At 62.8% G+C, this 26,177-nt stretch carries 25 protein-coding genes and 1 pseudogene; 19 read left to right on the top strand and 7 right to left on the bottom strand.

What is annotated here, in order from left to right:
• Positions 1-106 precede the first annotated feature (106 nt).
• From QEH68_RS16405 to QEH68_RS16390, 4 genes are all read left to right on the top strand, one after another.
• Positions 107-454: a molybdopterin oxidoreductase gene (locus tag QEH68_RS16405; RefSeq protein WP_089596049.1), complete on the top strand. Its 348-nt coding sequence runs from the start codon at positions 107-109 to the stop codon at positions 452-454.
• On the top strand, positions 454-2,934 hold the full coding sequence (gene nirB / locus QEH68_RS16400; protein WP_280623435.1) for a nitrite reductase large subunit NirB: 2,481 nt from the start codon (positions 454-456) through the stop codon (positions 2,932-2,934). The genes QEH68_RS16405 and nirB overlap by 1 nt, the downstream gene beginning before the upstream one ends.
• Complete coding sequence (locus QEH68_RS16395) at positions 2,931-3,287, top strand: Rieske (2Fe-2S) protein (protein ID WP_207594467.1); 357 nt, start codon at positions 2,931-2,933, stop codon at positions 3,285-3,287. Before nirB ends, QEH68_RS16395 begins: the two co-directional genes overlap by 4 nt.
• A gap of 239 nt (positions 3,288-3,526) precedes the next feature.
• Positions 3,527-4,990: an amino acid permease gene (locus QEH68_RS16390; protein WP_280623434.1), complete on the top strand. Its 1,464-nt coding sequence runs from the start codon at positions 3,527-3,529 to the stop codon at positions 4,988-4,990.
• A gap of 169 nt (positions 4,991-5,159) precedes the next feature.
• On the opposite strand, the gene QEH68_RS16385 is transcribed toward QEH68_RS16390, so the two are convergent.
• Positions 5,160-6,029 carry a DUF1295 domain-containing protein gene (locus QEH68_RS16385; protein WP_280623433.1) on the bottom strand — a complete coding sequence of 290 codons (870 nt, stop codon included), beginning with the start codon at positions 6,027-6,029 and terminating at the stop codon, positions 5,160-5,162.
• Between the two features lie 93 nt (positions 6,030-6,122).
• Between QEH68_RS16385 and QEH68_RS16380 the strand changes: the two genes are divergently transcribed.
• The 13 genes from QEH68_RS16380 (at position 6,123) to paaZ (ending at position 18,927) form a co-directional block, all read left to right on the top strand.
• A complete protein-coding gene (locus QEH68_RS16380) occupies positions 6,123-6,602 on the top strand; it encodes a MarR family transcriptional regulator (protein ID WP_207594464.1) in 480 nt (159 codons plus the stop codon).
• On the top strand, positions 6,599-8,467 hold the full coding sequence (locus tag QEH68_RS16375; RefSeq protein WP_280623432.1) for an AMP-dependent synthetase/ligase: 1,869 nt from the start codon (positions 6,599-6,601) through the stop codon (positions 8,465-8,467). Before QEH68_RS16380 ends, QEH68_RS16375 begins: the two co-directional genes overlap by 4 nt.
• Positions 8,468-8,475: 8 nt before the next feature.
• On the top strand, positions 8,476-8,895 hold the full coding sequence (locus QEH68_RS16370) for a DUF2177 family protein (protein WP_280623431.1): 420 nt from the start codon (positions 8,476-8,478) through the stop codon (positions 8,893-8,895).
• 45 nt (positions 8,896-8,940) lie between these two features.
• A complete protein-coding gene (locus QEH68_RS16365; protein WP_280623430.1) occupies positions 8,941-9,399 on the top strand; it encodes an SRPBCC family protein in 459 nt (152 codons plus the stop codon).
• Complete coding sequence (locus QEH68_RS16360; RefSeq protein WP_207594460.1) at positions 9,399-10,055, top strand: pentapeptide repeat-containing protein; 657 nt, start codon at positions 9,399-9,401, stop codon at positions 10,053-10,055. Before QEH68_RS16365 ends, QEH68_RS16360 begins: the two co-directional genes overlap by 1 nt.
• Positions 10,056-10,210: 155 nt before the next feature.
• On the top strand, positions 10,211-11,437 hold the full coding sequence (locus tag QEH68_RS16355) for an acetyl-CoA C-acyltransferase (RefSeq protein ID WP_280623429.1): 1,227 nt from the start codon (positions 10,211-10,213) through the stop codon (positions 11,435-11,437).
• Positions 11,437-12,264, top strand: coding sequence for an enoyl-CoA hydratase/isomerase family protein (locus QEH68_RS16350; protein WP_280623428.1), 828 nt, complete (start codon positions 11,437-11,439; stop codon positions 12,262-12,264). Before QEH68_RS16355 ends, QEH68_RS16350 begins: the two co-directional genes overlap by 1 nt.
• Positions 12,261-13,124 carry a 3-hydroxyacyl-CoA dehydrogenase family protein gene (locus QEH68_RS16345; RefSeq protein WP_207594457.1) on the top strand — a complete coding sequence of 288 codons (864 nt, stop codon included), beginning with the start codon at positions 12,261-12,263 and terminating at the stop codon, positions 13,122-13,124. The genes QEH68_RS16350 and QEH68_RS16345 overlap by 4 nt, the downstream gene beginning before the upstream one ends.
• Before the next feature lie 26 nt (positions 13,125-13,150).
• Complete coding sequence (locus QEH68_RS16340) at positions 13,151-13,744, top strand: GNAT family protein (protein WP_280623427.1); 594 nt, start codon at positions 13,151-13,153, stop codon at positions 13,742-13,744.
• Positions 13,745-13,892: 148 nt separating this feature from the next.
• Positions 13,893-14,789 (top strand): SGNH/GDSL hydrolase family protein, encoded by an 897-nt coding sequence (locus tag QEH68_RS16335; protein WP_280623426.1) that lies wholly within the window; start codon positions 13,893-13,895, stop codon positions 14,787-14,789.
• Between the two features lie 113 nt (positions 14,790-14,902).
• Positions 14,903-15,643, top strand: coding sequence for a tyrosine-protein phosphatase (locus tag QEH68_RS16330; RefSeq protein WP_280623425.1), 741 nt, complete (start codon positions 14,903-14,905; stop codon positions 15,641-15,643).
• Positions 15,640-16,656 carry a glycosyltransferase family 2 protein gene (locus QEH68_RS16325; protein ID WP_242703379.1) on the top strand — a complete coding sequence of 339 codons (1,017 nt, stop codon included), beginning with the start codon at positions 15,640-15,642 and terminating at the stop codon, positions 16,654-16,656. Before QEH68_RS16330 ends, QEH68_RS16325 begins: the two co-directional genes overlap by 4 nt.
• 171 nt (positions 16,657-16,827) lie before the next feature.
• Positions 16,828-18,927 carry a phenylacetic acid degradation bifunctional protein PaaZ gene (paaZ, locus tag QEH68_RS16320; RefSeq protein WP_280623424.1) on the top strand — a complete coding sequence of 700 codons (2,100 nt, stop codon included), beginning with the start codon at positions 16,828-16,830 and terminating at the stop codon, positions 18,925-18,927.
• A 403-nt stretch (positions 18,928-19,330) separates the two neighbouring features.
• Here the strand turns inward: paaZ and QEH68_RS16315 are convergent.
• The 4 genes and pseudogenes from QEH68_RS16315 to QEH68_RS16300 all read right to left on the bottom strand — a co-directional run.
• Positions 19,331-19,917: pseudogene (locus QEH68_RS16315) on the bottom strand (IS21 family transposase); the annotation flags it as partial.
• Positions 19,918-20,016: 99 nt separating this feature from the next.
• Positions 20,017-20,619, bottom strand: coding sequence for a TetR/AcrR family transcriptional regulator (locus QEH68_RS16310; RefSeq protein ID WP_089596031.1), 603 nt, complete (start codon positions 20,617-20,619; stop codon positions 20,017-20,019).
• Positions 20,620-20,649: 30 nt separating this feature from the next.
• Positions 20,650-21,999, bottom strand: a complete 1,350-nt coding sequence (gene paaK, locus QEH68_RS16305; protein ID WP_280623423.1) for a phenylacetate--CoA ligase PaaK — start codon at positions 21,997-21,999, stop codon at positions 20,650-20,652.
• A gap of 7 nt (positions 22,000-22,006) precedes the next feature.
• A complete protein-coding gene (locus QEH68_RS16300) occupies positions 22,007-22,471 on the bottom strand; it encodes a hotdog fold thioesterase (RefSeq protein ID WP_207594445.1) in 465 nt (154 codons plus the stop codon).
• A gap of 108 nt (positions 22,472-22,579) precedes the next feature.
• Here QEH68_RS16300 and QEH68_RS16295 point away from each other — a divergent pair, with 108 nt between their 5' ends.
• A complete protein-coding gene (locus tag QEH68_RS16295; protein WP_207594444.1) occupies positions 22,580-23,158 on the top strand; it encodes a GNAT family protein in 579 nt (192 codons plus the stop codon).
• Here the strand turns inward: QEH68_RS16295 and QEH68_RS16290 are convergent.
• Both QEH68_RS16290 and QEH68_RS16285 read right to left on the bottom strand, forming a co-directional pair.
• Positions 23,151-24,704, bottom strand: coding sequence for an EAL domain-containing protein (locus QEH68_RS16290; RefSeq protein ID WP_280623422.1), 1,554 nt, complete (start codon positions 24,702-24,704; stop codon positions 23,151-23,153). The genes QEH68_RS16295 and QEH68_RS16290 overlap by 8 nt on opposite strands.
• A gap of 2 nt (positions 24,705-24,706) precedes the next feature.
• Positions 24,707-25,759 carry a hypothetical protein gene (locus QEH68_RS16285; RefSeq protein ID WP_207594442.1) on the bottom strand — a complete coding sequence of 351 codons (1,053 nt, stop codon included), beginning with the start codon at positions 25,757-25,759 and terminating at the stop codon, positions 24,707-24,709.
• A 107-nt stretch (positions 25,760-25,866) separates the two neighbouring features.
• Here QEH68_RS16285 and QEH68_RS16280 point away from each other — a divergent pair, with 107 nt between their 5' ends.
• Positions 25,867-26,037: a hypothetical protein gene (locus QEH68_RS16280; protein WP_207594441.1), complete on the top strand. Its 171-nt coding sequence runs from the start codon at positions 25,867-25,869 to the stop codon at positions 26,035-26,037.
• The last annotated feature ends 140 nt before the right edge of the window (positions 26,038-26,177 follow it).

Genomic DNA, 26,177 nt, shown 5'->3' with positions numbered 1-26,177 from the left:
CAAAGGGATCGTTACCCCCTGTCCTGCAGGTGGAAACACGGCATCGAGCGTCCCGAAACAACGGCGGAGCACCATGGGAAGGGAACCGGCCGAAAGGACTTTTCCCGTGATCATCCAGAATCTCTTCCTGCAGGGCATCTACCACTTTGAAGGAACCGGGCTGGATAAACCGGTTCCCATCCACGCCGAACTCTCGCACTTTGTTCCGGATGGCGTGGTCAACCAGACGCTGTACTTCCGTGGCGGCAACTCCAGCCCTGAACTGATCACCGTGGTGTTGATGCGGGACCGCATTCCCCTCCGCTATTTCCCCATCGGGGCCAAGGGCGATGTCCACATCCCGCTCAGGGTGGTGGAAGACACCGAAGGCGGGTCCGTGATCGAACTGTTCATCGTGGCCCCTGCCGGGGTGCGGGGAACCGTGGTGGTGGATCTGGGCATGGTGGAGCACTGATGAAAAAGCGGCTGGTAGTGATCGGAAACGGCATGGCCGGCGGCCGGGCTGTGGAGGAAATCCTGGCCAGGGGTGGCGCGGATCTGTTTGAGATCACCATGTTCGGCGACGAGCCGTACGGGAATTACAACCGGATCATGCTCAGCCACGTCCTGTCCGGTGAGGAAAGCGATGCGGACATCTTCCTCAATGACCTGCCTTGGTACCAGGACAACAACATCACCCTCCACGCCGGGGTCCGTGTGGATCGGATCGATAAGTTCAGCCGGCATGTCTTCGCCGCCGATGGCCGCGTGGTCCAGTACGACTACTTGATCATTGCCACGGGCAGCCGTTCCTTCCTGCCACCCATGGACGGCATCTACACGCCCAGCGGAACGGTGCGGCATGGGGTCTTCACCTTCCGGACCATGGACGACACCCGAAGGATGATCCAGTGTGCCCAACACGGGCTCCAGCACGATCAGCAAGGCAAGGTGGTGGTGATCGGCGGCGGATTGCTGGGGCTGGAGGCAGCGCGGGGGTTGCAGGCCCATGGCCTGGACGTCGCCGTGGTCCACTCGGGTAGTCATCTGATGAGCGCCCAGATGGGGCCCGACGGCGGTGCAATACTGCGGAGAAGCGTTGAGGCGCTGGGCATCGCGGTGCACACCGGAAGCCGGACCACGGCGATCCTGGGCTCGGACCGCATCATCGGGGTGGCCCTGCGCGATCAGCCCAACCTCGACTGCGACATGGTGGTGGTCACCGCAGGCATCAGACCCAACGTGGATGTCGCCGTCGTCAGTGGTTTGGCAGTGGAGCGCGGAATTGTGGTGGATGACCACCTGCGGGTGATGGACGAAGAGGAGATTTTTGCCGTGGGGGAGTGCGTCCAGCACCGCGGCGAGGTGTACGGGCTGGTGGCGCCTTTGTGGGAACAGGCCGCCGTGCTGGCCGACCATGTCACGGGCGTGGACCGCTCCTCGATATATCTGGGGTCCAGGACCGCCACCAAGCTGAAGGTGGCCGGCGTCGACGTCGCTTCCATGGGACTTCATGGCCCGGAACGGGACAGCGACGAGCACATTGTGTTCTCGGAACCCAGCCGTGGTGTGTACAAGTCGATCGTGATCCGGGACAACAAGATGGTGGGCGCCACCCTGCTGGGTGACAGCCGTAAGGTGGCCTACCTGACCCAGGCTTTTGATCAAGGCCTGCCCCTTCCTCAGGAGCGGCTCTCGCTGATGTTCGACCTCGGGTCACCGGGGGAGGAAGAGAGCGTTGCCGAGCTGGCGGACAGCGCCCAGGTCTGCAATTGCAACGGCGTTTCCAAGGGGGCGTTGGTGTCCGCGGTCCACGGTGGGTGCACATCGGTGTCCGCTGCCATGGACGCTACCCGGGCTGGGAAGGGCTGCGGCTCGTGCAAGCTCATGGTGACCCAAGTGGTGGAGTGGGCCGCCGGGGGTGCTGTGGAGGAAGACCCGGCAGCCACCTACTACGTTCCCGGAATTCCGTTGGACAAGGCTTCCCTGATGGCGGAGATCCGGGCCCGCGGGCTCCGCTCCGTGTCAGAGGTCTTTGCCGCTTTGGCTCCGGGCAGTGCTGAGGATGCCAAATCCAAGATGGGGCTGGCGTCGTTGATGAAAATGATGCTGGCCGGGGACTACGTGGACGAACGCGACGCCCGGTTCATCAACGACCGGGTCCACGCCAACATCCAGCGCGACGGCACATTCTCCGTGATCCCGCAGATGAAAGGCGGGGTGACTTCGGTGCAGCAGCTCCGGCGGATCGCGGACGTCGCCGAGAAGCACAAGATTCCCCTGATCAAGCTGACCGGCGGGCAAAGGATCGACCTCCTGGGGGTGCCTAAGGAAGAGCTTCCACAGGTTTGGGCAGATCTGGACATGCCCTCCGGGTACGCCTACGGCAAGAGCTTCCGCACGGTCAAGACGTGTGTTGGGAAGGACTATTGCCGGTTCGGAACAGGGGATTCCACGGGATTGGGGATCGGGTTGGAGTCCAGGTTCCAGGGAATTGAAGCGCCGGCCAAGCTGAAACTCGCTGTCTCCGGCTGCCCCCGTAACTGTGCGGAGTCCCTGGTCAAGGATGTGGGAGTAGTGGCCGTGGAAGGTGGCCGCTGGGAAATTTACATCGGCGGAGCCGCGGGCGCCCATATCCGCAAGGGCGATCTCCTCGCGACAGTGGACACTTCGGAAGAGGTGACCCTCCTGACAGGCCGGTTCATGCAGTACTACAGGGAGAACGCCAACTGGCTGGAGCGGACGTATGCGTTTGTGCCGCGCGTAGGGATCGAGCACATCCGCAGCGTCATCCTGGACGATTCCGAGGGGATCGCGGCCCATTTGGATGCTTCCATGCAAACCTCGGTGGACAGTTATGTGGATCCTTGGAGCGAACGCGATGATCCGCTGACGCCCGGCCAGTTCCGGACCTCCCTGCCCTTGACAGTCCTGCCGCAGGTGCCGGTCCGATGAGCGCGCAGCCAGTGAGTGCCGGGTCAGTATCTGCCGCTGGATCGAAGGCCCATCGCGTCCTTGGTCCCGTTGACCAAATTCCGTTCGGTGAAGGCCGGGCGTTTGGAATCGACGGCGAGCAGGTGGCGGTGTTCCGCTTGCGGGATGGAAACCTGCGGGCCGTCTCGGGTGTCTGCCCGCACAAAGGCGGCCCGATCGCGGACGGCACCATCGACCAGCAGGTGGTGGTGTGCCCCCTTCATCAACACGCTTTCGAACTCCAAACAGGGTGCTCCACCACGGGCGCCAACCCCCTGCGCGCCTACAGGGTTTTCGCAGATGAGGCCGGAAATGTGGTGCTGGAACTGGGCTGAACAGCAGCCATTTCCAAGCGGGTTTTGGCCCTTGTCCATGGCTCCTTGTTGCCTGCGTCACGGGCATTCGGGTTAATCCCGTAAGATAGACGGGTTGCGCGAAGCTTCGGCGTTCTGCGTTCTTTGTCACACTTCGGGTCCTCCAAAGAGGAAAAGCTCGAATTTTGTGTGCCAAAGACGCCTATGTTCCGGCATGGGCGTGACACCTACAGCAACACCCCAACCCACAAGGAACAGCTGTGCCGCAAAGTACTCCCACAGATCTCCAGAGCTCCAAGGCCTCATCTTCAGCCTCGGACTCCAACCTCAGCGCCGAGGGATACCAGAAGACCCTGAGCCGCCGCCACGTCACCATGATCGCCATGGGTGGCGCTATCGGCGTCGGCCTCTTCATGGGTGCCGGTGGCCGCCTGGCCTCCACCGGCCCGGCCCTGATCTTCTCCTACGCCATTGCCGGCGTCATCGCTTACCTGCTGATGCGCGCCCTCGGCGAACTCATCATGTACCGCCAGACGTCCGGCTCCTTCGTGAGCTACGCCGGCGAAATGTTCGGCAAGAAGGGCGCGTTCCTTTCCGGCTGGATGTACTTCATCAACTGGGCCATGACAGGCATTGCCGAGCTGATCGCCATCGGCCTGTACTTCCAGTTCTTCTTCCCGAACGTGCCCATTGAACTGTCCGCGATCGCAGCATTGGTGCTGCTGGTTGCCGTGAACCTGTTCAGCGTCAAGGCGTTCGGCGAGTTCGAGTTCTGGGCATCCTGCCTCAAGGTCGCGGCGATCGTGATCTTCCTGGCCGTTGGCACTTTCATGGTTGTCACCAACGCCAAGGTGGGCGACGGCAACGCGTCCGTCGCCAACCTCTTCCACGAAGACGGCGGCATGTTCCCCAAGGGCGGGCTGGTGATGATCCTGGTCCTCAACGCCGTGATCTTCGCTTACAACGCCATCGAGCTCGTTGGTATCACCGCAGGTGAGATGGAAAACCCGGAACGCGAAGTTCCCAAGGCGATCCGCGCCGTCGTGGTCCGTATTGTGGTCTTCTACGTTGGTTCGGTGACGCTGCTCGCAATGCTGCTGCCGTCCGACCAGTACGTGGCCGGCACCTCGCCGTTCGTTACTGTGTTCGGCCAGATGGGCCTTGGCTGGATGGGCGATGTCATGAACATGATCGTCATCACCGCCGCGTTGTCCTCCTGCAACTCGGGCCTGTACTCGATCGGGCGTATCTTCCGCACCATGGCCAACAACGGTCACGCCCCGCAGTGGCTCACCAAGATGTCCACCCGCCACGTGCCGTACGCAGCTATCCTGGCGATCGGCGGCGTCTACCTTGCGGGCATCCTGCTCAACATTTGGCTGGGCGGCTCGCACGCGTTCGACCTCGCACTGAACACCGCGTCCATTGGTGTGATCTTCACCTGGGGATCCATCTTCGCGAGCCAGATTGCCTTGCGGAAGAAGCGCGGCAACGTCTCCAGCCTGCCGATGCCCGGTTCGCCGTGGACCAGCTGGGTGGGGCTCATTGCCTTGCTGGCGATCACCGTGCTGATCGGTTTCGATTCCATGACCGACAAGGAAACCGGCGAGGTCTTCCTGCTGGGCCTGTGGACCCTCGCGACCATCCCGTTCTTCGCCCTGGTCCTGTGGCTCGGCTGGCAGAAGGTCAAGAACAACGAACCCAAGAGCGAGCTGTTCAGCTAAGACTCGTCTGGTTTCCTGCGTTTCAAACGTACGACGGCGCGTGCCTCCTTCCGGGGGCACGCGCCGTTTTCGCGTTGAGAGGCCCGCTTTGCGCCTTATTCCTGGCGCAAAGGGTGCAGAGCGGGCCCCACAACGGGAGGGTTTCGTGTTGTGGGGCCTGCTCTGCGGACTAGCCGAGCTTGGGGATTAACACCGGCGTGCTCTTCTTGTAGGCCTCGTACCCGGCTTCGCCGCCCCAGGTCTTGTCGGCCTTCTTCTCCAGAAGGGGAATGCCACTGACCTTGGTGAGCAGGAGGGTGACGAAGATCGGGGAGATCAGCGCAACCCACTGCCAGCCTTGGAGCACCGGAATCGCGATAATGGCTACCCCGGTCCACAGCAGGATCTCGCCGAAGTAATTGGGGTGCCTGGACTTGGACCACAGCCCGGTGGAGATGAACTTTCCCTTGTTGGCAGGGTTGGCCTTGAACCGGCTCTTCTGCAGGTCCGCCACGATCTCGATGACGAATCCTGCCGCCCACACCACGAATCCGACGATGGCCAGCCAGTCCAAAGCCACCCGGTTGGTGCTGGTGATGGCCACCCATGCCGCTGCCGCGGTGAAGACCACCCAGAGTCCCTGCATGGTCCAGACGTTCAGGAAGCGGATGAACGAGGGCTTGATCTCGTCGAAGCGATCGTCCTTGCCGGCTTTGTGGATGCGCCGCGACAGGAAGGTGCCCAGGCGAAGGGCCCACGCGGTAACCATGGCCGCGAGGAGCAGCGAGCGTGCATCGATGCCGGGGGTGGCCAGCACCAGGAGCACCGTGATCACCACGTAGGTCAGTGAGCCGGTGAGGTCGAAGAACTTTTCCGTCTGGGCTTTAAAGGACGGGATGAAGACGATCCATTGAATGATGAAGGCCGCGGCGACTGCTGCCGTAAAGAGGGGAATGCCAGCGAGGCCTTGCCCATGGTGGCTTCCAGCCCAAGCGACGAGCGCACCCAGCAGCACTACTACGGGAAGGGCAATCAGGCCCTTCCTGTCTGAATCCTTCACGGCGCGGTTCCTTTCGCAGTGGTTCCCCGTAACGTCTCATCGAGGTTTACCTAGCCTGTTTGATGTTCAATCTAATTTGATTACTATATAACCATGCAAAACCATCAGAAGGCTACCGGAGGGCTGGACCACCCGGCTTCCCGGACCCTGCAAGGTCTCTTCAGCCTCGCGAATGAGACCGAACGTGAGGTTGCCCGAACGCTGGGCCTCAACCTCACTGACTACAGGGCGCTGACCGTCCTGGCGGACTCCGGACCCGTCACTGTCGGAGCGCTTGCCGCGGAACTGGGCGCGACGGCGGCCACCACCACTGCGCTGGTCAGCCGCTTGGAATCACACGGTTATGTTGAACGCATGCGCAGTACCGAAGACCGGCGCCAAGTGCGCGTCAACGTCACCAGCGCAGCAGCCGGCAAGGTCAAGGACCTGATGCTGCCATTGCTGTCCGCCGCCAGCCAGCAGTTGGACGCACTGCCCCCCGAACGCCAGGCCTTCGTCACGGACTTCCTCGACGCCGTCCTGAACCTCATGCAGGACCACCTGCAGTCGATATCAACAGAGGGTGCCCGTTGAGAGAATTCACCTCCCCGCCGCTGGTTGACGCCGCCAACCACCGCAATGCCACCGAATTGCTCATGGAACGCGTGCGGACAAGCCCAGGGCATATCGCTTTCGAAGTCCGCTCGGCCGGTGCTGCCATCACCGATCCGTGGCGGCAGGTCACCACGGAACAATTCGTCGAAGAAGTCCGGGCCCTGGCCAAAGGCTTCATCGCCGCAGGCATCCAGCCAGGTGAATCCCTGGCCATCATGTCCCCCACACGGTACGAATGGGCACTGGCCGATATGGCCGCCTGGTTCGCCGGCGCCGTCGTGGTTCCTGTCTATGAAACCTCGGCGGCACCGCAGGTGACGGCGATTCTGGCTGACGCCGATGTCAGGCTTGCTGTGGGCGGCACAGCAGAGCACGCCGCTTTGCTGCAACAAGGCTTCAACGATGCTGGAATCGAGGCTTTGGGGATCTGGACCATCGATGCCAGACCCGGAGCGGACCTGGCAGACCTGGTGGAGGGCGGCGCCGGAATCCCGGATCACGCCGTGGAGGAGCGTCGCCTGCTGGCAGACCTCAATACCGTGGCCACCATTGTCTATACGTCGGGCACCACGGCCGCGCCCAAGGGTGCACTGATCACCCACGGCAACTTCGTGGGGCAGGTCCTGAACGTTGCAGGAGCCTACACCGAGGTGGTCCGTGAGGGCGGGAACACCATCATCTTCCTGCCTATGGCCCATGTCCTGGCGCGCGGGCTCCAGCTGATCTGCCTGGCCAACGGCATGCGGATCGCCCACCTTTCCGATCCCCGCGACGTGGTGCCCGCGCTGGGTGCGTTGAAGCCCACGTTTTTGGTGGTGGTCCCGCGGGTCCTCCAGAAGATCCAGGCATCGGCCGCGGCCGCCGCAACACAAAAACGGCTGGGGCGCGTGTGGGCTTCGGCGCAAAGTACGGCAGTGGAGTGGGGCCGGTTTGCCGAAGCGCACGACGCCGACCCTACTGTCCGTGCCTCTGCAGGCCTCCGCATTCGCCGGGCTCTGTTCGACCGTCTTTTTTACGGCCGGCTGCGGAAACTGGTGGGCGGGCGGCTCGATTACCTGCTCTCCGGCGCCGGCGCGCTGGATGCGGAACTGTCCCTCTTCTTCCGCGGCCTCGGGCTGCCCGTGATCGAAGGTTACGGGCTGACGGAAACCACAGCCCCCCTGACGGGGAACCTGCCGGGCGCCATCAACTCGGGGTCGGTGGGCGTCCCCATGCCCGGTACCACCGTGCGTCTCTCAGACCAAGGTGAAGTGCTGGCCCGCGGTGTGGGCGTCTTTGCCGGCTACCGTCGGCAGGCAGACAACGCAGACGCGTTCGTCGACGGCTACTTCCGGACCGGGGACCTCGGCGAGCTGGACCATCTGGGCCGGCTCACGTTGAAGGGCCGGATCAAGGACGTGATTGTCACCGCCGGCGGGAAAACGATCTCCCCGGCCATTTGGGAAGGCTACGTTGAAGGCGACCCGCTGGTGGCCCATGCCGTGATGGTGGGGGAGGGGAAACCCTATCTCGGCGGGCTGGTGCTCCTGGACCCCGAATCCTTGGCCGCATGGGCTGAGCGCGAAGGGATATCCGATCTGAAGGGCCCCCGGATCCCCGATGACGGCGGCGCAGTCCAAGTCGACGACGTCCGGCTTCTCGCCGTGATTGGCCAGGCCGTCAGTGCCGCCAATGCGAAAATCGCCCGCTCAGAGCAAGTTCGCCGGTTCGCCTTGCTGCTGACTGACCTCACCGAAGCCAACGGGATCGTGACACCCACCATGAAACTCAAGCGCGGAGCCTTCACCGAGCGAGCCCGCCATATCGTTGACAGCCTCTACACAGACACCCGGCGGCAGGGATGAGCCACACCATGAAAAGGTGGCTCCTGTCTTACGCCCTGGCCGCGGTGATCTTTGCCGTGATCGACGTCGTATGGATCGTCACCGTGGCGCAGCGGCAGTATCAGAGCCAGATGGGGCACCTCCTGGCGGCCAGCCCGCAACCCGTCGCAGCTGTGCTGTTCTACCTCGTCTTCGTTGCCGGGATCGTGCACTACGGGGTACGGCCGGCGAAGGCGGACATTGCGCTGCGCGGGCGGATTCTCGGTGGCGCGCTGTTTGGGTTCTTCACGTACGCAACCTGGGCTCTGACGGCGCTCGCTGTCCTCAAGGACTTCCCGGCACTGGTGGCCGTGACGGACATCGCCTGGGGTGTTGGTGTCTGCGCTATGGTCACGTGGCTCACGGTGGTGCTGCTCCGAAAGGTGCTGAAGGGGCGCCCGGCGTCGTAGGCCTTTTCGGTTGGGACTGTCAGGGGTCGGGTCTAGGCTCGATGTATGGAACACACCACCACCCTGACGCAGCACATTAAGGCAGGTCCGGAGAAAGTCTGGGCCGTTATCTCGGACATCCCGGGCTCGGCCGGCACACTTTCCGGCATCGACTCCGTCCAGTTGCTCAGCGAAGGTCCGTACGGCGAAGGAACGCGCTGGAAGGAAACCAGGACCATGATGGGCAAGCAGGAAACCGTCGAAATGTGGGTTTCCCAGGCTGACCCGCCGCGCAGCACTACCGTTAAGGCGCATCAGGGCGGCGCTGACTACACCTCGCGCTTCACCCTGTCCGAGCGCGACGGCGGTACGGACCTTACGCTGACGTTCGGCGCCGAGGTTCTCAAGCCGTCGTTCCTCAGCAAGGTAGGTATGGCGCTCTTCGGGAAAATCGGCATGAGCATGACGCGCAAGGCCCTCGCCAAGGACCTGACGGAGATCGCAGCAAAGGCGGAATCCCTCTGATGGCGGCTGCGAAGGTTGCGGCCCCTAAGATTTCACCGCTCCGTTTGGAAGAATTGCGCGACGACGACGCTCCGGACTTCCAGCGTGGCGAACGGTATGACGGCGTCAGGTGGACCAAGGTTTCTGCCGACGGAGAGGAGCTGAGTGGCTCCGACTTCATTGAATGCGAATTGAACGGTGTCTCCTTCAATGAGGCGCAGTTGCGGGGTGCAACGTTCCGCGAGTGCATTCTGGCCGAGCCGTACGCGCCGGTCTTCACCGCCGCGCGGAGCTCCTGGCAGGACGTGGAAATCAGCAACCCTCGATGGGGCTCAGCTGAACTGTATGAGGGGAACTGGCGCTCGGTCCGGATCGACGGCGGCAAGCTGGACTATGTGAACCTGCGCGGCTCCAAGCTCATGGACCTCCAGATCTCGGACTGCATCATCAACGAGCTGGATCTCGGTGGCTGCGCAGGCACCAGGATCGCCCTGAAGAATTGCACTATCGGCACCTTGGACGTTACCGGGGCCAAGCTCAAGGATGTTGATCTGCGGACCTCGGAGTTCCGCGGCATCAACGGATTGGCCGGGCTGGCGGGGGTTGTTATCGATGACTACCAACTCAGCCTCATGGCACCCCTCCTGGCTGGTCACCTCGGGATCCGGGTGGTGTGATCCCGGGCTTCCGGTACTGCTTCGGTTCCTGTGCGGGCCGGTCAACAGATGACGTCAGCTGTTGACCGTCCCGTCGGGCCGTGTAATCTTTATAGAACGAACGGTCGGTATATTATTCCAGACCGGTCCCTTTCACTTTCGCGAAGGATGTTCTCATGGTCGAGGCTTTTCTTGTTGGCGGCGCACGTACGCCTGTAGGTCGCTACGGTGGGGCACTGTCCTCCGTTCGCCCGGACGATCTCGCAGCACTGGTGGTCCGGGAAGCAGTGGCGCGTGCCGGCGTCGATCCTGACTCCATTGACGAGGTGATCCTCGGCAACGCCAACGGCGCAGGCGAGGAAAACCGGAACGTGGCCCGTATGGCCACCATTCTTGCCGGACTTCCCCTCCACATTCCGGGCATCACCGTGAACCGCCTGTGTGCCTCCGGCCTGAGCGCCATCATCATGGCCAGCCACATGATCAAATCCGGTGCCGCGGACATCGTGGTGGCCGGCGGCGTCGAATCCATGAGCCGCGCCCCGTGGGTTCAGGAGAAGCCCACCACGGCGTTCGCCAAGCCCGGACAGATCTTCGACACCTCCATCGGCTGGCGCTTCGCCAACCCGCTCTTCACCAAGGGCGAGCTCTCACGCGACGGCAAAATGACCTATTCCATGCCGGAAACGGCTGAGGAAGTAGGCCGCGTGGACAAGATTTCACGTGAGGATGCTGACGCCTTTGCCGTCCGTTCGCACCAGCGCGCACTGGCAGCCATTGCGGGCGGTCGCTTCAAGGAAGAAATTGTTCCCGTGACGGTCAAGACCCGGAAGTCCGAGACCGTGGTGGACACCGACGAAGGACCCCGCGAAGGCACCACCATGGACGTCCTGGCCGGGTTGCGGCCCGTTGTGCCCGGCGGATCCGTGGTCACGGCCGGCAACTCGTCCACGCTCAACGACGGCGCCTCGGCCATCATTGTCGCGTCGGAAGCTGCCATCAAGAAGTTCGGATTGGTGCCCCGCGCCCGTATCGTCGACGGTGCTTCAGCGGGTTGCGAGCCCGAGATCATGGGCATCGGTCCCGTCCCGGCCACGCAAAAGATCCTGGCACGCACTGGGCTCACCGTGGACCAGTTGGGCGCGGTGGAACTCAACGAAGCTTTCGCCACGCAGTCGCTGGCCAGCATGCGCCGTCTCGGCCTGGATCTCGAAATTGTGAACAACGACGGCGGCGCCATCAGTTTGGGGCACCCTCTCGGTTCCAGCGGCTCACGGATCGCGATCACGCTGCTGGGCCGCATGGAGCGTGAACTCGCCTCGGTTTCCGGGCCGAAGCTGGGGTTGGCCACGATGTGCATCGGCGTTGGACAGGGTACCGCAATGCTGCTGGAAGGCGTGTAATGGCACTGAACCCGGAAGACTTCACCACCCTCCTGCTTGAGGAACGCGACGACCGCCTCACTGTCCTGCTGAACCGTCCCGAGGTCCGCAACGCGATCGACCAGACCATGGTGGACGAGCTTCACCAGGTGTGTGCTGAACTGGAGCGGAACCCCAAAGTACTGATCATCGCCGGGACGGACGGGGTGTTCGCTTCCGGCGCCGACATTGGGCAGTTGCGCGAACGACGCCGTGACGACGCCCTGCAGGGGATCAACTCCACCATCTTTGTCCGGATCGCCAAGCTGCCCATGCCCGTCATCGCGGCCTTGGACGGGTACTGCCTGGGCGGGGGCGCTGAACTCGCCTATGCGGCGGACTTCCGCATCGGGACTCCGAGCGTCAGGATTGGTAACCCGGAAACCGGCCTGGGAATCCTCGCCGCGGCAGGTGCCAGCTGGCGGCTCAAGGAACTCGTGGGTGAACCAAAGGCCAAGGAAATCCTTCTGGCTGGTGCCGTGCTTCGCGCCGAGGAAGCCTTGCGGATCAGCCTCATCACCGAAATCCACGAAGCCCCCGAGCTCATGGACGCTGCGCACAAACTGGCCGATCGGATCGGCCGCCAGGATCCCTTGGCGGTGCGCATCACCAAATCCGTGTTCCACGCTCCGGCCGAAGCCCACCCGCTGATCGACACACTGGCCCAGGGAATCCTTTTTGAGTCCCAAGCCAAGTTTGACCGGATGCAGGCTTTCCTGGACAAAAAATCGGCGAAGGCTACGCAAGACACGGACGCGTCCGCCACCTCCGCTCCGACTTCCGGCAACAACGACAGGACCCAGAAATGACCGAAGCTCCCGCCATCCCGCACGTCGTAGGAGTATTGGGCGGAGGCCGGATGGGTGCCGGCATCGCCCATGCCTTCCTCGTCAAAGGAGCCACTGTGATTGTGGTGGAACGCGATCACGAGGCAGCGGCCGGAGCGCAGGGCCGCGTTGCTGAGGCCGTGGCCAAGTCTGCTGCCCGCGGGACCCTGAACGAAACCCCCGACCAGGCGATGTCCCGTTTCAGCACCTCCACGGACTACGAATCCTTCATCCACTGCGGCCTCGTGGTGGAGGCCGTGCCTGAGGACTACGACCTCAAAGTGTCGGCGCTGAAAGCTGTGGAGGAGCACTTGTCCGCTGATGCTTTCCTGGCATCGAACACGTCCTCGCTCTCCGTCACCGGCCTCGCCAACGAACTCCGGCGCCCGGGGAACTTTGTGGGGCTGCACTTCTTCAACCCAGTCCCGGCCTCTACCCTCATCGAGGTGGTGCTGGCCAAGGAGACGTCTCCCGAACTCGCTGTTGCGGCGAAAATCTGGACTGAGGCACTCGGCAAGACCGCCGTCGTCGTGAATGACGCGCCCGGGTTCGCTTCCTCGCGCCTGGGTGTGGCGATTGCCCTCGAAGCGATGCGCATGGTGGAGGAAGGCGTGGCATCGGCTGAAGACATCGATGCCGCCATGGTGCTTGGCTACAAACACCCCACGGGCCCCCTGAAAACTACCGACATTGTGGGCCTGGACGTCAGGCTGGGCATCGCCGAATACCTGCATTCCACGTTGGGTGACCGTTTCGCTCCGCCACAGATCCTCCGCGACAAAGTGGCTCGGGGTGAACTCGGGCGTAAGACGGGCAAGGGTTTCTTCGACTGGAAAGACTAACGCCAGCGGACGGTTAGGCTAACCGGGTGACTTCAATCGAACCCATCACCCTGACCGGAAAATTCGTGACGCTGGAACCGTTGAGCCAGGAACACCATGATGGGCTGGTGGATGCAGCCCGCGACGGCGACCTCTGGAAGCTTTGGTACACCTCGGTCCCCACCCCGGAAGGCATGGCGGGTGAAATCGATCGCCGCTTGGATTTGTTGGCGAAAGGCTCCATGGTGCCTTTCGCCACGCGCTCCAACGCCACCGGCAAGCTCATCGGCATGACGACGTACATGAACATCGACGCCGCGACCCCTCGCGTGGAGATCGGTTCGACGTGGAACGCTGCGTCTGCACACGGCACGGGAACCAACCCGGATTCCAAGCTGCAGCTCCTGCGGCACGCCTTCGAGACACTGGGCTGCCCGGCCGTGGAGTTCCGCACGCATTGGCTGAACCACCAGTCCCGTGAAGCCATTGCCCGGCTCGGCGCCAAGCAGGACGGCGTCCTCCGGAACCACTCGCGCAGCGCCGACGGAGCGCTGCGCGACACCGTGGTCTTTTCCATCCTCGAGCACGAATGGCCCGCCGTGCGCAACGGACTGGAGTTCCGGTTGTCAAAGCAGCGCTGACTGTTCCGGAAAGGTCTTTTCCCTCTTGCCCGGCAGGCGTAATCTAGCCAACACATTGCCCCGGTACGCGGCCGACTGGTGGGCGAGCCGCGACTTCCGCGCATGCGGAACCGGAGCCCCATCGAGCGGTTAAAAAAGGGGATTCACCATGGCAACTCATCACGTACGACGGCGGCACACGGCCCTTGCGGGCGGGCTCGCCATTTTGGCACTTTGTTTAGGCTTCACGGTCAGTCCGGCCAGCGCCGCACCGCCGACTCCGGTTGATTACGTAGCCCTGGGGGACTCGTACACGGCCGGGACCGGAGCGGGCGATCTTGCCGGACCTTTCCCAGCCGTTCCCTGCTGGCAAAGCGCCGGCGGATACGTGGATATCGTCGACGCTTCCACCCGGGTAACCCTTATTGATAATGCTGCTTGCCATGGTGCGTTTCTTGGGCCGGTGGGAACTTCCACACCCGTCGCACAGCAAATCGCGGAACTGAGTGGAACCGCCCTCAACAGCGAGACGGATTTGGTGAGCATCACAGCCGGTGCCCTGGATGCTGGAAGCGGGCTCGCGTTGCAGGCCTGCTCCACTCCCGACACACAGACGTGCGCGGTCATCGTTGCCGGGATCATCCAGAACCTCGGCACTGTCGAAGCGGCCCTGGAAGCCACGTACCAGTCAATCCAGCTGGCTGCGCCGAACGCCACCCTTGTAGTCCTGGGGTACCCCCGGCTTTTTGATCCAGCGAAGGGCGACATCGTGGTGGGGGGAGTCACCGTGGTCCCGGTAGCCAACCAGATACTCGTCAACCAGGCAGTGGACGCTCTCAACGCCACTATTGCCAAGGCTGTAGCTGAAAGCGGCACCTCTGCGGTGTTCGTTGACGTCACCAAACGGTTCACGGGCCATGCGGTGAATTCGGACAACCCCTGGATCGTGCTGGACCTGACCCAGCCGTTGTTGGACGCGAACTTCCACCCCAACGACGCCGGACATCAAGCCTACGCATCAGTCATGCTTTCTTCCGTGCAGCTGAATAAGCTCGTCAAGCGATAGCGCAGCCTCGCCGAGGGGTGGGCTTTCGGCAGTAACCGTGCTTGCCATCCTCGAGAGCCAACCCCTCGGCGGTACCCTCACGCACTTATCCTCAATGTGCTTAGCTGGCTCCTATGGAAGGAACCACGTCAGCTCACCAAGCCGTTCGCTGGGACGGTGCAGTCAACGCCTGGATAATTGCCGGGGACCTCTACCGGATGGGCCGGCACGAATGGGTCACCGAGACGGGTTGGCAGCAGATGTACGACGACGGCGTCCGCACCGTGATCGATCTCCGCGCCTCCCGGGAGCGTCGCCAACGCGACACCGATCCCGAGGTGCCGGATGACGTGAAGGCGCGTATCGACGTCGTCCATTGCCCCACTGAGGATCCGGACCACAGCGACTTCAATGAGTTGTTCGGCCCGTATCTGAAGGACCCGGCGCAGTACGGTGACTATTTGCACCTTTTCGGGGAGAAGATCGCGGCGGTTTTCAAAGCAATAGCTTCTTCGCCGGGGAAGGTGGTGGTTCATTGTTCGGCGGGCAGGGACCGCAGCGGGGTGATCGCGCTGATGCTGCAGCGGCTGGCGGGTTTGGGTGACGAGGACATTGTTCGTGGCTACGAGCTCGCCGCCCGTGGGATCAACGAGCGGCATCGAACGCATGGTGCCCCGCACGCCCATGATCCGTACCTCTCTGACGACGAGCTTGAGGCCATGTTGGCGCAGCGGCGGGCGGGCCTGCGGGACTTCCTTGGTTCGATCGACGCGGTGGCTTTCCTGGCGGCCAATGGCGTCTCTGAGCTGGAGATCGCGGCGGTTCGGGCGAAGCTGGTCCCTGCGCTTCCGCGCGCTGCTAACATGCAGAATTGATCACACTTGCCGAACGGAACGGACCTGCCATGAATGCTGGTGCCCGCGTCACCATCGTGACCCGAACCAAGAACCGCCCGCTTTTCCTGGCCCGGGCCTTGGACGACATTTTCGCCCAGACGTTCCAGGACTTCGAGTTGGTGATTGTGAACGACGGCGGCAACCCGGCCGACGTCGATCGCCTCACGTCCCAGCGGGCCGACGGCGAGCGGGAGCGGATCACCACGCTCCACCATTCCGAGTCCGTGGGGATGGAAGCGGCGTCGAACGCGGGTATCAAAGCCGGATCCGGTGAGTTCATTGTGATCCATGATGACGATGACTTCTGGGCCCCGAACTTCCTGGAGAGCACCGTGGCTTACCTGGATGAGCCTGCGCATGGAGCCGAAAGCGGCGTCATGGTCCGGACCGAGATCGTCATCGAGGAACTGGTGGGGGACCGGATTGAGCCGATCCGCCGTGAGCTCTTCTGGGCGGGTATGCAGCAGATCACCCTTGCGGACATGCTGAAGATCAACCGGGCCGTTCCCATTTCCTTCCTGTACCGCCGGAGCCTGCACGACGCTGTGGGCTACTACAACGAGGACCTCCCGGTGGTGGGCGACTGGGAGTTCCACTTGCGCACCCTCAGCCACTCGCGCGTGGGGTTCATCGACGGCGAACCGCTCGCGTTTTGGTCTCAACGGCCGGAGTCCGAGGGACATGACGGCAACAGCATTTTCGCAAAGGCCGCCGAGCATGCCCGCTACGATGCCTTGGTCCGCGATGAGCATCTTCGCGATGGCGTCGCACAGGGAGGGCTCGGTGGGATGCTGTACCTGACCCGAGTCCTGGCTGAACAGGAAGAGCTCATCCGCGCGCAGGAGCGTCGCCTCGACGAGGCAGGTGCCAAGCTGGACCATGTTCTGGAGCGGCTGGATGCCCTGAACCAGACGGTCATTGCCCGGACCAGTGTGGGGGAGTTCCTCAAGAAGCCGCTGTTGTTGGCGAAGAAGTTGGGCGGCAAGGGCTAAGCCTCCCCGCAGGGACGTCCCGGATAGGGGCGTCCCGCAAAATAACTGCTGTACTCCTCCGGGCATTCATGTACCCTGTATATATTACCGAACGGCCGGTCAGTAATGTTTGCCCTCGGGCACTACCACAGACCGTGCCGATTTCACGTGCCTTGGAAGGACCCGTCGACGATGACCACTACCGCAGTCGCCCCGGAAACCACAGCCGTTGCAACCGTCCCCAGCTATGTTCAGGATGCCTGGTGGACACCGGCGCCTGATGCCAGGAGAGTCCCGGTCCGAGATGCCAGCACCGGAGAAGTCCTGGCCAACGTGAGCACCGACGGACTGGACCTTGCCGCCGTCGTGAATTTCGCCCGCACCACAGGCCAAACTGAACTCGGGAAGCTGACGTTCCACCAGCGTGCGCTCAAGCTCAAGGAGCTTGCCCAGTACCTTAACGGCCGCCGTGAGGAGCTGTACGAGTCCTCGTCGCAGAGCGGCGCCACCAAGATCGACAACATGATCGACATCGACGGCGGCATCGGCGTGCTCTTCACGTTCGGCTCCAAGGGCCGCCGTGAATTGCCCAACTCGCAGGTCGTGGTGGACGGTCCCATGGAAGTGCTGTCCAAGGACGGCTCGTTCGCGGGCGAGCACATCTACACCCGCATCCCCGGCGTCGCAGTGCAGATCAACGCGTTCAACTTCCCCGTGTGGGGCATGCTGGAGAAGTTCGCTCCCGCCTTCCTCGCCGGTGTTCCCACCATCGTGAAGCCGGCGACGCCCACGGGCTACGTGGCCGCCGCTGCGGTCAAGGCCATCGTCGAATCGGGCATTCTCCCGGCAGGTTCCCTCCAGCTGATCTCCGGTTCGGCCCGGACCATCCTGGATGAACTCGACTACCGCGACCTCGTGTCCTTCACGGGTTCGGCGTCTACTGCCAACTCGCTCAAGGGCCACAAGAACGTGGTCCAGGGCGGCGTCCGTTTCACGTCTGAAACCGACTCCCTCAACGCTGCCATCCTTGGCCCGGACGCTGTGCCCGGTACCCCGGAGTTCGACGCCTTCGTCAAAGCCGTCGTCACCGAAATGACCGTCAAGGCCGGCCAGAAGTGTACGGCCATCCGCCGCATCATCGTTCCCCAGTCGCTCACGGCTGATGTTGCTGCAGCCATCGGCACCCGTATCAACGAACGCGTCGTCGTCGGCGATCCCCGCGCCGAGGGCGTCACCATGGGTGCGCTGGCGTCGCTGGAACAGCTCGCCGATGTCCGCGCGGCAGTTCAGTCAATGCTCGACGCCGGTGGCGAGCTTGCGTACGGTTCCCTCGAGACGCCGTCGGTCACTTCGGTGGGCGGCGCCGTGGGCGTGGTGGAGGATGGCGCGTTCATGTCGCCCGTTCTCCTGAGCTGGGCGGACGCCGAAACCGAGGAAGTCCACTCGCTCGAGGCCTTCGGCCCGGTTTCCTCAGTGCTCGGTTACTCGGATCTGGCCGACGCGGTCCGCTTGGCCGCCCGCGGCTCGGGTTCGCTGGTAGCTTCGGTGTGCACCAACGATCCTTCCGTGGCGCAGGAGTTGGTGCTTGGCATCGCAGCCCACCACGGCCGCGTCCACATGCTCAACCGTGAAGACGCCCGCTCCTCCACCGGTCACGGATCCCCGGTTCCGCACTTGGTGCACGGCGGTCCGGGCCGCGCCGGCGGCGGCGAGGAACTCGGTGGCATCCGCTCCGTCCTGCACCACATGCAGCGCACCGCCATCCAGGGCTCCCCGAACATGCTGACCGCAGTGACGGGCGTCTGGCACACCGGCGCTGACCGCAACTTCACTGCGGAGACCGAGGGCGAGCACCCGTTCCGTAAGAACCTGTCCACCCTCCGGATCGGCGACGCGGTTCGCTCGGAACTTCGCGAAGTGTCGCTCGAGGACATCACTGCGTTTGCCAACTCCACGGGCGATACGTTCTACGCCCACACCAACCAGGAGGCCGCAGAAGCCAACCCGTTCTTCCCTGGCATCGTTGCCCACGGCTACCTGCTCCTGAGCTGGGCAGCCGGCCTGTTCGTGGAGCCGGCGCCCGGTCCCGTCCTGGCCAACTACGGCCTCGAGAACCTGCGCTTCATCACCCCAGTAGCGGCGGGAGATTCGATCCGGGTCACGCTGACAGCCAAGAAGATCACTCCGCGTGAGACGGACGAATACGGCGAAGTTGCTTGGGACGCTGTCCTGACCAACCAGAACGACGAAATCGTGGCCACCTACGACGTCCTCACCCTCGTGGAGAAGTAAACCCTCTCTCACATCCCGCGGGTTTGGGTGGGTCGCTCTCTCATGTCCCGCGGGTTTGGGTGGGTCGCTCTCTCATGTCCTGCGGGTTTGGGTGGGTCGCTCTCTCATGTCCCGCGGGTTTGGGTGGGTCGCTCTCTCATGTCCCGCGGGCTCAAATGGAAACTGATGTGCCGGCGACCGATCGAACGCCTTCCCACATGACGGGGAAGGCGTTCGACGTTTCGGTTGTGGGCGGACACGAGACCGTCCGACGAAGCTGCCTGTCGACTGTGACCTGTCGCCAAACCCAGTTTTCGTGACCTGGTCTGACTCCTCAAACCGTTTTCGATGCTTCCAAGCCCAGTGAGAATGGCAACCCGTTTCGGGACCACTTTTTCGATGTAATCGGTCACCGCCGAGGTGAGTTGTCATGCCGGATATGCCGGGCAGAGACACCACCAATAGTGTTGAACGCTTCGATATGGCCTTCCAAGAAAGCCTCCTGCGCGCAGGTCGGATATATCCGATGAACGGACTTTCCAGAGTTGCTAAGCCGGAAAGCGTACATGTAACAACGAGTCTGCACGCCGTCCAGATCCACACACACATCGCCGAAGTCCACCTCCGCCTCCGCACCCGGAGCGTGTTCCTGCGGCACGAACGGTTCCACCGGCGCATTGCCCGACTCAACCGCGATGATGGCCCGGCGTGCTTTGACGTGTTGACGAACCGATGAATACGAAATGACCGCCTGGTGTTCATCAACCAGACGGTCAAAACCCTTTGCGCAGTATGGCGCTGTTTTGGTGGAGCATCCAGATCAGCGAGCAGCATCGCGTCAAGGGCAGCATTCAAGGGACCCAGCTTCGTCGCCCGCCGCGCCGGGGCTTTCCGGTCAGGCGGTACCGCAGCCGCGAGTGCCTAACGGACCGTCCTCCTCGATACCCGGTGCACCCGAGCAAGGGCCCGGAACTGGGCCCGATTCAAACTGCAGAACCGGTCTCCACTCAAACTGCCATAATCAGCCCTTGGGAGGTGAGAGAGGGTTCGGCTCAAGCCCTTGGGAGGTGAGAGAGGGTTCGGCTCAAGCCCTTGGGAGGTGAGAGAGGGTCAGGCGGCCGTGTGGAGGCCGTCGAAGGCCATGGTGATGACGTCGTCCGCGAGCTTCTCGGGGGACAGCGAGCCGCCCGGCTTGTACCATTCCACGATCGAGTTGATAGTGCCGAACAGCAGGCGCGTCACGGTGCGCGGATCGATGTCCTGCCGCAGGGAGCCGTCCTCGCGGGCGGCGGAGATGAGTTCGGCTACCTTGTGGTCGAACGCGCGGCGGCGTTCCAAGGCGTCGCGCTCAATCTCCGTGTTGCCTCGGAGTCGCAGGAGAAGCGTGACGAAGGGCAACCGGTCCACCAGCACCGCAATGGTCTGCCGCAGCACGAACTCCAGCCGCGCATCGGCGGGCCCGGACGTGGCAGCAGGCTCCTCGAGGATGGCCTCAAGGCCGCCCAACGCGTGGTCCAGGGCGAGCTTCAGCAGATCGCCCTTGGACGGCACGTGATGGTAGATAGCCGACTTCGAGATCCCGAGGTTCTCGGCCAGGATGCCCATGGACGTAGCATCGTACCCGTGGCGGTTGAAGACGTCGACGGCGATGCGGAGCACCGACTGCTGGTCGTAACCGGGCCGTCCGCGCTTGGTGGTGGTCTCAGTAGGCATGCTGGCATTTTCTCACGATCTCAAGCAAGGTCAGCCCTTGGGGCGCATGTCGTAGATCCGGCGAAGCTTGCCGTTGGACCGCTCAAGGGAACCGGGCTCTACTACGTCCACTACGCAAGATGACCCGACGTGAATCTTGATCTGCTCACGCAAGGTGTGCGCCGCCGTCGTGCCTGCATCGGTGGAAACGTTCTCGCGGCGCTCGATCTTAACGGTGAGCGAATCCATGCGCTTGCCCTCGGGACGGGTGATTTCGAGTTGGAAATGCGGGCTGAGTTCCGGGATGCGGAGCGCGATTTCCTCGATCTGCGACGGGAACAGGTTCACGCCGCGGAGGATGATCATGTCGTCGCTGCGGCCGGTGATGCGGCCCATGCGGCGGTGCGCCGGGCGGGCGGTGCCGGGGAGCAGGCGGGTGAGGTCCTTGGTGCGGTACCGGATGATCGGGAGCGCTTCCTTGGTCAGGGAAGTAAAGACGAGTTCGCCGGGTTCGCCGTCGCCCAGGACCGTGGAGTGATCGAACGGGTCGATGATTTCGGGGCGGAAGTGATCCTCCCAGATGTGGCAGCCGTCCTGGGTCTCAACGGCTTCACCGGCGACGCCCGGGCCCATGACCTCGGAGAGGCCGTAGATGTCCGAGGCTTTGATGTTCATGGTGGTTTCGAGCTCGTGGCGCATTTCTTCGGTCCACGGCTCGGCACCCAGGACGGCGTACTTGAGCGACGTGGAGGTGGGGTCGATGCCTTGGTGCGCCATGGCGTCGGCGATGGTCAGCAAGTAGGTGGGCGTGGCAAGGATGGCGTCCGGTTTGAAGTCCTGGATGAGCTGGATCTGGCGTTCGGTCTGGCCACCGGACATGGGGATGACGGTGCAGCCGAGCGCTTCAGCACCGGCGTGTGCGCCGAGGCCGCCAGTAAAGAGGCCGTATCCGTAGGCGTTGTGGACCTTCATGCCGGGCCGGACTCCGGAGGCGCGGAAGGAGCGGGCCACCAAGGTTGCCCAGTTGGCGAGGTCCTGCTTGGTATAGCCAACCACGGTGGGGCGGCCGGTGGTGCCGGAGCTCGCGTGGATGCGTGCCACTTGGTCCTGGGGGACGGCGAACATGCCGAACGGGTATTCCAGGCGGAGGTCTTCCTTGGTGGTGTAGGGGAACTTCCCCAGGTCGCTCAGCTCGCGGAGGTCCGAGGGGTGCACGCCGGCTTCGTCGAACTTGCGCTTGTACAGAGGCACGCGATCGTAGGCGTACGCCACGGTGTGTTTCAGGCGGGTGAGCTGCAGGGCCTCGAGTTCGTCGCGGGAGATGGTTTCTTCACGGTCCAGCACGGGGGCAGTTGCTTTTGAGGAGGAAACTGCGGGTGCGGCCACGGTGTTCTGCGTCATGGGGTTCCTACTTCTTGGAGATGGTGCGGCTGCGGCCACGGAACTCGGCAATGAGTTCACCATGCCCGGCGTCGGGGGCTGAATCGGCGTCGGGCGCAGCTGCGTAGATCTGGATGTCGTACAGGCCGCTTCGGCCGGTGCTCGCGCGGCGGTTTGCGACGGCGGTGATCACCTGGCCTTGGAACGCGGGCTTGATGAAGTTGATGTCGACGCCGGACGCCACCGTGATGTTGGCGGCTTGCTTGGGCGTGGGGTTGGCTGGGTTGCAGGCCAGCGCGAAGGCGGTGTCCCCGAAGGCGAAGATCATTCCGCCGTGGGCCATTCCGAATCCGTTGAGCATCTCCTGGCGGAGGTGCATGCGGATGGTGGCGTGCCCGTCATCGAGCTTGAGGACCTCGATGCCCATCCATTCGGACGCGTAGTCGTTCGTCAGGATGTGGTGCGATGCACCGGAGAGGGTTGTTTCAACCATGCGTCATTGCCTCCAGCTTTATTTACCGAATGTTCATTAGGTAATCCCAGATCGCGCCACGTGTCAAGACTGGACCAGTATTCGCCTGCACCTAGTAGCCTCGGAGACATGCCCGAAATTGAGCTCCCCATCACCACAGACCGACTCATTCTGCGCCGCTTCGAAGCCGAGGACCTCGATCGCTTCCACGGATACCAGTCGCTTCCCGAAACTGCCCGGTTCCTTCTGCGCAATGAGCTGACCAGGACCAAATCCATGGAAGTCCTGGGCCGGTACGCCAACTTCGAGTTCAACCAGGAGGGAGATTGGATTTGCCTGGCCATCGAGAGGAAGGACCACCCGGGCCTCATGGGCGAGGTGGTGTTGAAATGGCTTGAGGGGACAGGGCAGGCAGAGGTGGGCTGGATTCTCCATCCTGATGCCCAGGGCCACGGCATTGCTACCGAAGCCGCGGAAGCCGTGCTGAGGCTTGCGTTCGAGACACTCTCATTCCACCGCGTTGACGCCAAGTTGGATGCCCTCAATGAAGGATCGGCCGGCATCGCCAAGCGCCTGGGCATGCGCCTGGAAGCGACGCTGGTGGACAACTGGCACTACAAGGGCCAGTGGGCCACGGAGAACATCTACGCGATTCTCGACTCCGAGTGGCGGACCCGCCACCATCCATGGACGCGGACCATCAACTGACGGGCCACGTCTTGTGGTGCTTCAACTGCTCGGTCAGCTGCTCTTCAGGCAGCGGCCTGCTGAAGTAGTACCCTTGGCCGCTGGTGCACCCGATGCTGAGGAGATACTCGGCTTGGTCGGCACTTTCGACGCCCTCCCACACCGCAGCCAAACCGCAAGCCCGGATCAACTGCAGCACGGCGGCCAGCAGCGCGGGTTGCGAGGGGTCGCTGCCCAGTGCTGAGAGCAGGGTCCGGTCCACTTTGACGGTGTCCACTGGAAGCTGGCGCAGGTAACTGATGGAGGAGTAGCCGGTGCCAAAGTCGTCGATTTCCAGTCCCACACCCAGTCGGCGCAGGCTGTTGAGCGTGTAGCGGTCCAAGTCATTACCTTGAATGACTGCGCTCTCTGTCAGTTCCAGGACCAGGAGCGACGGGTCCAGCCCGGCTGACGCCAAAGCCTCGCGGACGTCTTCAATGAACTCCAGCCGCTGCAGATCCGCCGCCGAAACGTTGATGCGCATGCTGAAGTTGTGGCCCGACGTGAGGGGATCGGTGCGCCATTGCTTCAACTGCCCGACGGCGGTGCGGAGCACCCAGCCGCCCAGATCGGAAATCATTCCGGTTTCCTCTGCAATAGGAATGAACTCGTCCGGCATGACGAGACCGCGGGTGGGGTGGTTCCAACGGACCAACGCCTCCACACCCTCGATTTCGCGGGTATCCAACCGGATGATCGGCTGATAGTAGAGCACCAGCTGGGAGCCGGATATCGCTTCCTTGAGTTCGCCCACCAGTTGGTTCCGCATTTGCCTGGCGTGCAGCATGGCGGGTTCGAAGACTTTGAGCTTGCCACGTCCGTCGGCCTTGGATTCGTACATGGCGATGTCTGCTTCCATCATCAGTTCCTCCGCGCGGTGGCCGGGATCGGCCATCCGGAGGCCCATGCTGGCACCGCAACGCAGGTGATGGCCCTCAACTTCCATAACGCCCACCACTGCGGCAAGGATACGGTTGCCGATGGAGGCGGCGATAGCGGGAGTCACGTCGGGGATCAGCACCGCGAATTCGTCTCCGCCCATGCGGGCCACCATGTCCTGATCCCGCACGGCGCCGGTGATCCGATTGGCCACCGTCTCCAGGACCTTGTCCCCGATAGTGTGCCCCAGGGAGTCGTTGATCGCTTTGAACCCGTCCATGTCCAGGAGGAGGATGGCTGCCTTTCGGCCGCTCTGCGCCCCACTGGACTGGGCTTCGCTGAGTGCCGTGGCAAATGCTGAGCGGTTGTTCAGGCCTGTGAGGGGATCGGTCAGGGCCATGTGCTGCATCGCCAGATGGGCTTCATTGAGCTGCTGGGTACGGGCCCGCACCCGTTGCTCCAGCTCTTCATAAACGATCTGGAGATCCTCGGCCAGGAGGTTGGTGCCCATGATCACGGCATCGATTTCGTCACGCGCCTCGGAGACGTCGATTCTGGTGTTGAGATCCCCGGCCGCCAACCTGACGATTCCGTCCAGGAGCAGCCCTAGGCGAGGGTCTTCGCCGGAGTACATTTTCCCTTCGGACATGCTCACCCCCCGTGTGGCTCGCCTCGTTGTTCATCGCTATTTCGAAGGTACTCCCGAACGGCTGCGCTGCGTTCGGGCAATGCAGCCTGTTCGAACAGCATGGCAGCTTTTTCGAACGTCACCAGTGCATCCTGCCGTCGATCGGATTCAAGCAAGGTCCTGGCCAAGAGGAAATGTGCTTCCGCCGAGGTTTGCGTGGCCAGAATGGAGGAGCGGGCGCACAGGGGTTCTAGGATAGCGGTGGCTTGTTGCATATCGCCGCTGAGAAAATACCAGTGGGCGCGGACCAGCGACATTTCCAAGTGGTCCCGTTCAGAGCCGCCCACAATATCCGTGGCGAGCTCTGCCCTTTCAATGCAGCGGAGGGTTGCGGCATCACTGAGTTTTGCCTGAAGGCGCATTTCCGCTGATGCCCTGTTGAAGCGTGCCCACAAATCAACGTCCTTGGACGGTGAAAGCCGTTCGGCCGCCAGATCGTGGTAAAGGCCGCCGTCGGCAACACGATTGGCAAGAAAGGCAACGTTGCCAATCACCCAATAGCCTTTGCCGGCAGTGTCTTCGTCGACGTCGTCGGTCAGCAGGGTTTCCAGGACGAGGCATTCGCGCCAGGCATCGTTCAGGAGCCGGCTCTCCGCCAATGCCGCGATCAGGGCGCGCTGGGCGAGAATCTGAACGTACAGCAACTCGGCGTCCCCGGCCGCAAGTTTGGCCGCCTCTGCAGCCATGGTGGCAGCCTCGGGGAGCCTGCCCAGGCCTTGGAATGCCACGGCAACCATGGTTCCTGCTTTGGCCCCGAGTTCGGGCGAGGACGCGGTCAGGCTGTGGTTGTTGAGCTCCATGGCGACGTTGAGGTATTCCTCAATGCGGCCTTGGTCCCGGAGGCATTCCGCTTGCAGGTACCGCATGTTCCACCAGGACTCGTCATCTCCGGCCGCGGTGGACAGTCCGGCAGCCTCTCCGGCCAGGCGGTAGGCCTCGCCGAAATCCCGCTCCTTCCACTTGGCGCGTGCCGTGAGACCGGCAACGAAGTGGGAGGCGAGGTGCGGACTTTGCATGTGCCCATTATCCATGTCATTGCGGAAGAAAAGCTCGTATAGTTTGCACCGTGACTTTATTCAAGTCACAGACAACAAATTCGCATCAGTACGAAAGGGCATAGCGGATGAAAAAATTTGCGGCAACCCTGCTCATGGCGGCGGTTCTGGCAGTAACGGGTTTCGCTGCCCCGGCTAATGCCGAGCCCACGCAGGACAGCACGGCAATCGGTTGGTGGCCTAACAGCTTCACCACTACTAAGACGAACACCACCAGCATCGGTTGGTGGCCGAACTAAACATTGGGGGAGCGCCTCTCAAGGCCATATAACGTCAATTGATGCCCCGGGCTGCGGTCCGGGGCATCAATTTTGTTTCGCAGTATGTCGAGCATTAGTGACCGTAGAGCACTGGTACGGACCTCACGTTGACACGCCTG

This window comes from Paenarthrobacter sp. OM7, from assembly GCF_029873575.1.
GTDB lineage: Bacteria > Actinomycetota > Actinomycetes > Actinomycetales > Micrococcaceae > Arthrobacter.
This window is presented reverse-complemented; position numbering and strand designations above follow the sequence as displayed.

What these genes read in the sequence shown, in the direction of transcription:
- nirB (WP_280623435.1), top strand. Translation starts at nt 454, where the DNA reads ATGAAAAAGCGGCTGGTAGTGATCGGAAACGGCATGGCCGGCGGCCGG.
- QEH68_RS16395 (WP_207594467.1), top strand. Translation starts at nt 2,931, where the DNA reads ATGAGCGCGCAGCCAGTGAGTGCCGGGTCAGTATCTGCCGCTGGATCG.
- QEH68_RS16380 (WP_207594464.1), top strand. Translation starts at nt 6,123, where the DNA reads ATGCAAAACCATCAGAAGGCTACCGGAGGGCTGGACCACCCGGCTTCC.
- QEH68_RS16370 (WP_280623431.1), top strand. Translation starts at nt 8,476, where the DNA reads ATGAAAAGGTGGCTCCTGTCTTACGCCCTGGCCGCGGTGATCTTTGCC.
- QEH68_RS16365 (WP_280623430.1), top strand. Translation starts at nt 8,941, where the DNA reads ATGGAACACACCACCACCCTGACGCAGCACATTAAGGCAGGTCCGGAG.
- QEH68_RS16360 (WP_207594460.1), top strand. Translation starts at nt 9,399, where the DNA reads ATGGCGGCTGCGAAGGTTGCGGCCCCTAAGATTTCACCGCTCCGTTTG.
- QEH68_RS16355 (WP_280623429.1), top strand. Translation starts at nt 10,211, where the DNA reads ATGGTCGAGGCTTTTCTTGTTGGCGGCGCACGTACGCCTGTAGGTCGC.
- QEH68_RS16350 (WP_280623428.1), top strand. Translation starts at nt 11,437, where the DNA reads ATGGCACTGAACCCGGAAGACTTCACCACCCTCCTGCTTGAGGAACGC.
- QEH68_RS16345 (WP_207594457.1), top strand. Translation starts at nt 12,261, where the DNA reads ATGACCGAAGCTCCCGCCATCCCGCACGTCGTAGGAGTATTGGGCGGA.
- QEH68_RS16335 (WP_280623426.1), top strand. Translation starts at nt 13,893, where the DNA reads ATGGCAACTCATCACGTACGACGGCGGCACACGGCCCTTGCGGGCGGG.
- QEH68_RS16330 (WP_280623425.1), top strand. Translation starts at nt 14,903, where the DNA reads ATGGAAGGAACCACGTCAGCTCACCAAGCCGTTCGCTGGGACGGTGCA.
- paaZ (WP_280623424.1), top strand. Translation starts at nt 16,828, where the DNA reads ATGACCACTACCGCAGTCGCCCCGGAAACCACAGCCGTTGCAACCGTC.
- QEH68_RS16310 (WP_089596031.1), bottom strand. Translation starts at nt 20,619, where the DNA reads ATGCCTACTGAGACCACCACCAAGCGCGGACGGCCCGGTTACGACCAG.
- paaK (WP_280623423.1), bottom strand. Translation starts at nt 21,999, where the DNA reads ATGACGCAGAACACCGTGGCCGCACCCGCAGTTTCCTCCTCAAAAGCA.
- QEH68_RS16300 (WP_207594445.1), bottom strand. Translation starts at nt 22,471, where the DNA reads ATGGTTGAAACAACCCTCTCCGGTGCATCGCACCACATCCTGACGAAC.
- QEH68_RS16295 (WP_207594444.1), top strand. Translation starts at nt 22,580, where the DNA reads ATGCCCGAAATTGAGCTCCCCATCACCACAGACCGACTCATTCTGCGC.
- QEH68_RS16290 (WP_280623422.1), bottom strand. Translation starts at nt 24,704, where the DNA reads ATGTCCGAAGGGAAAATGTACTCCGGCGAAGACCCTCGCCTAGGGCTG.
- QEH68_RS16285 (WP_207594442.1), bottom strand. Translation starts at nt 25,759, where the DNA reads ATGCAAAGTCCGCACCTCGCCTCCCACTTCGTTGCCGGTCTCACGGCA.
- QEH68_RS16280 (WP_207594441.1), top strand. Translation starts at nt 25,867, where the DNA reads ATGAAAAAATTTGCGGCAACCCTGCTCATGGCGGCGGTTCTGGCAGTA.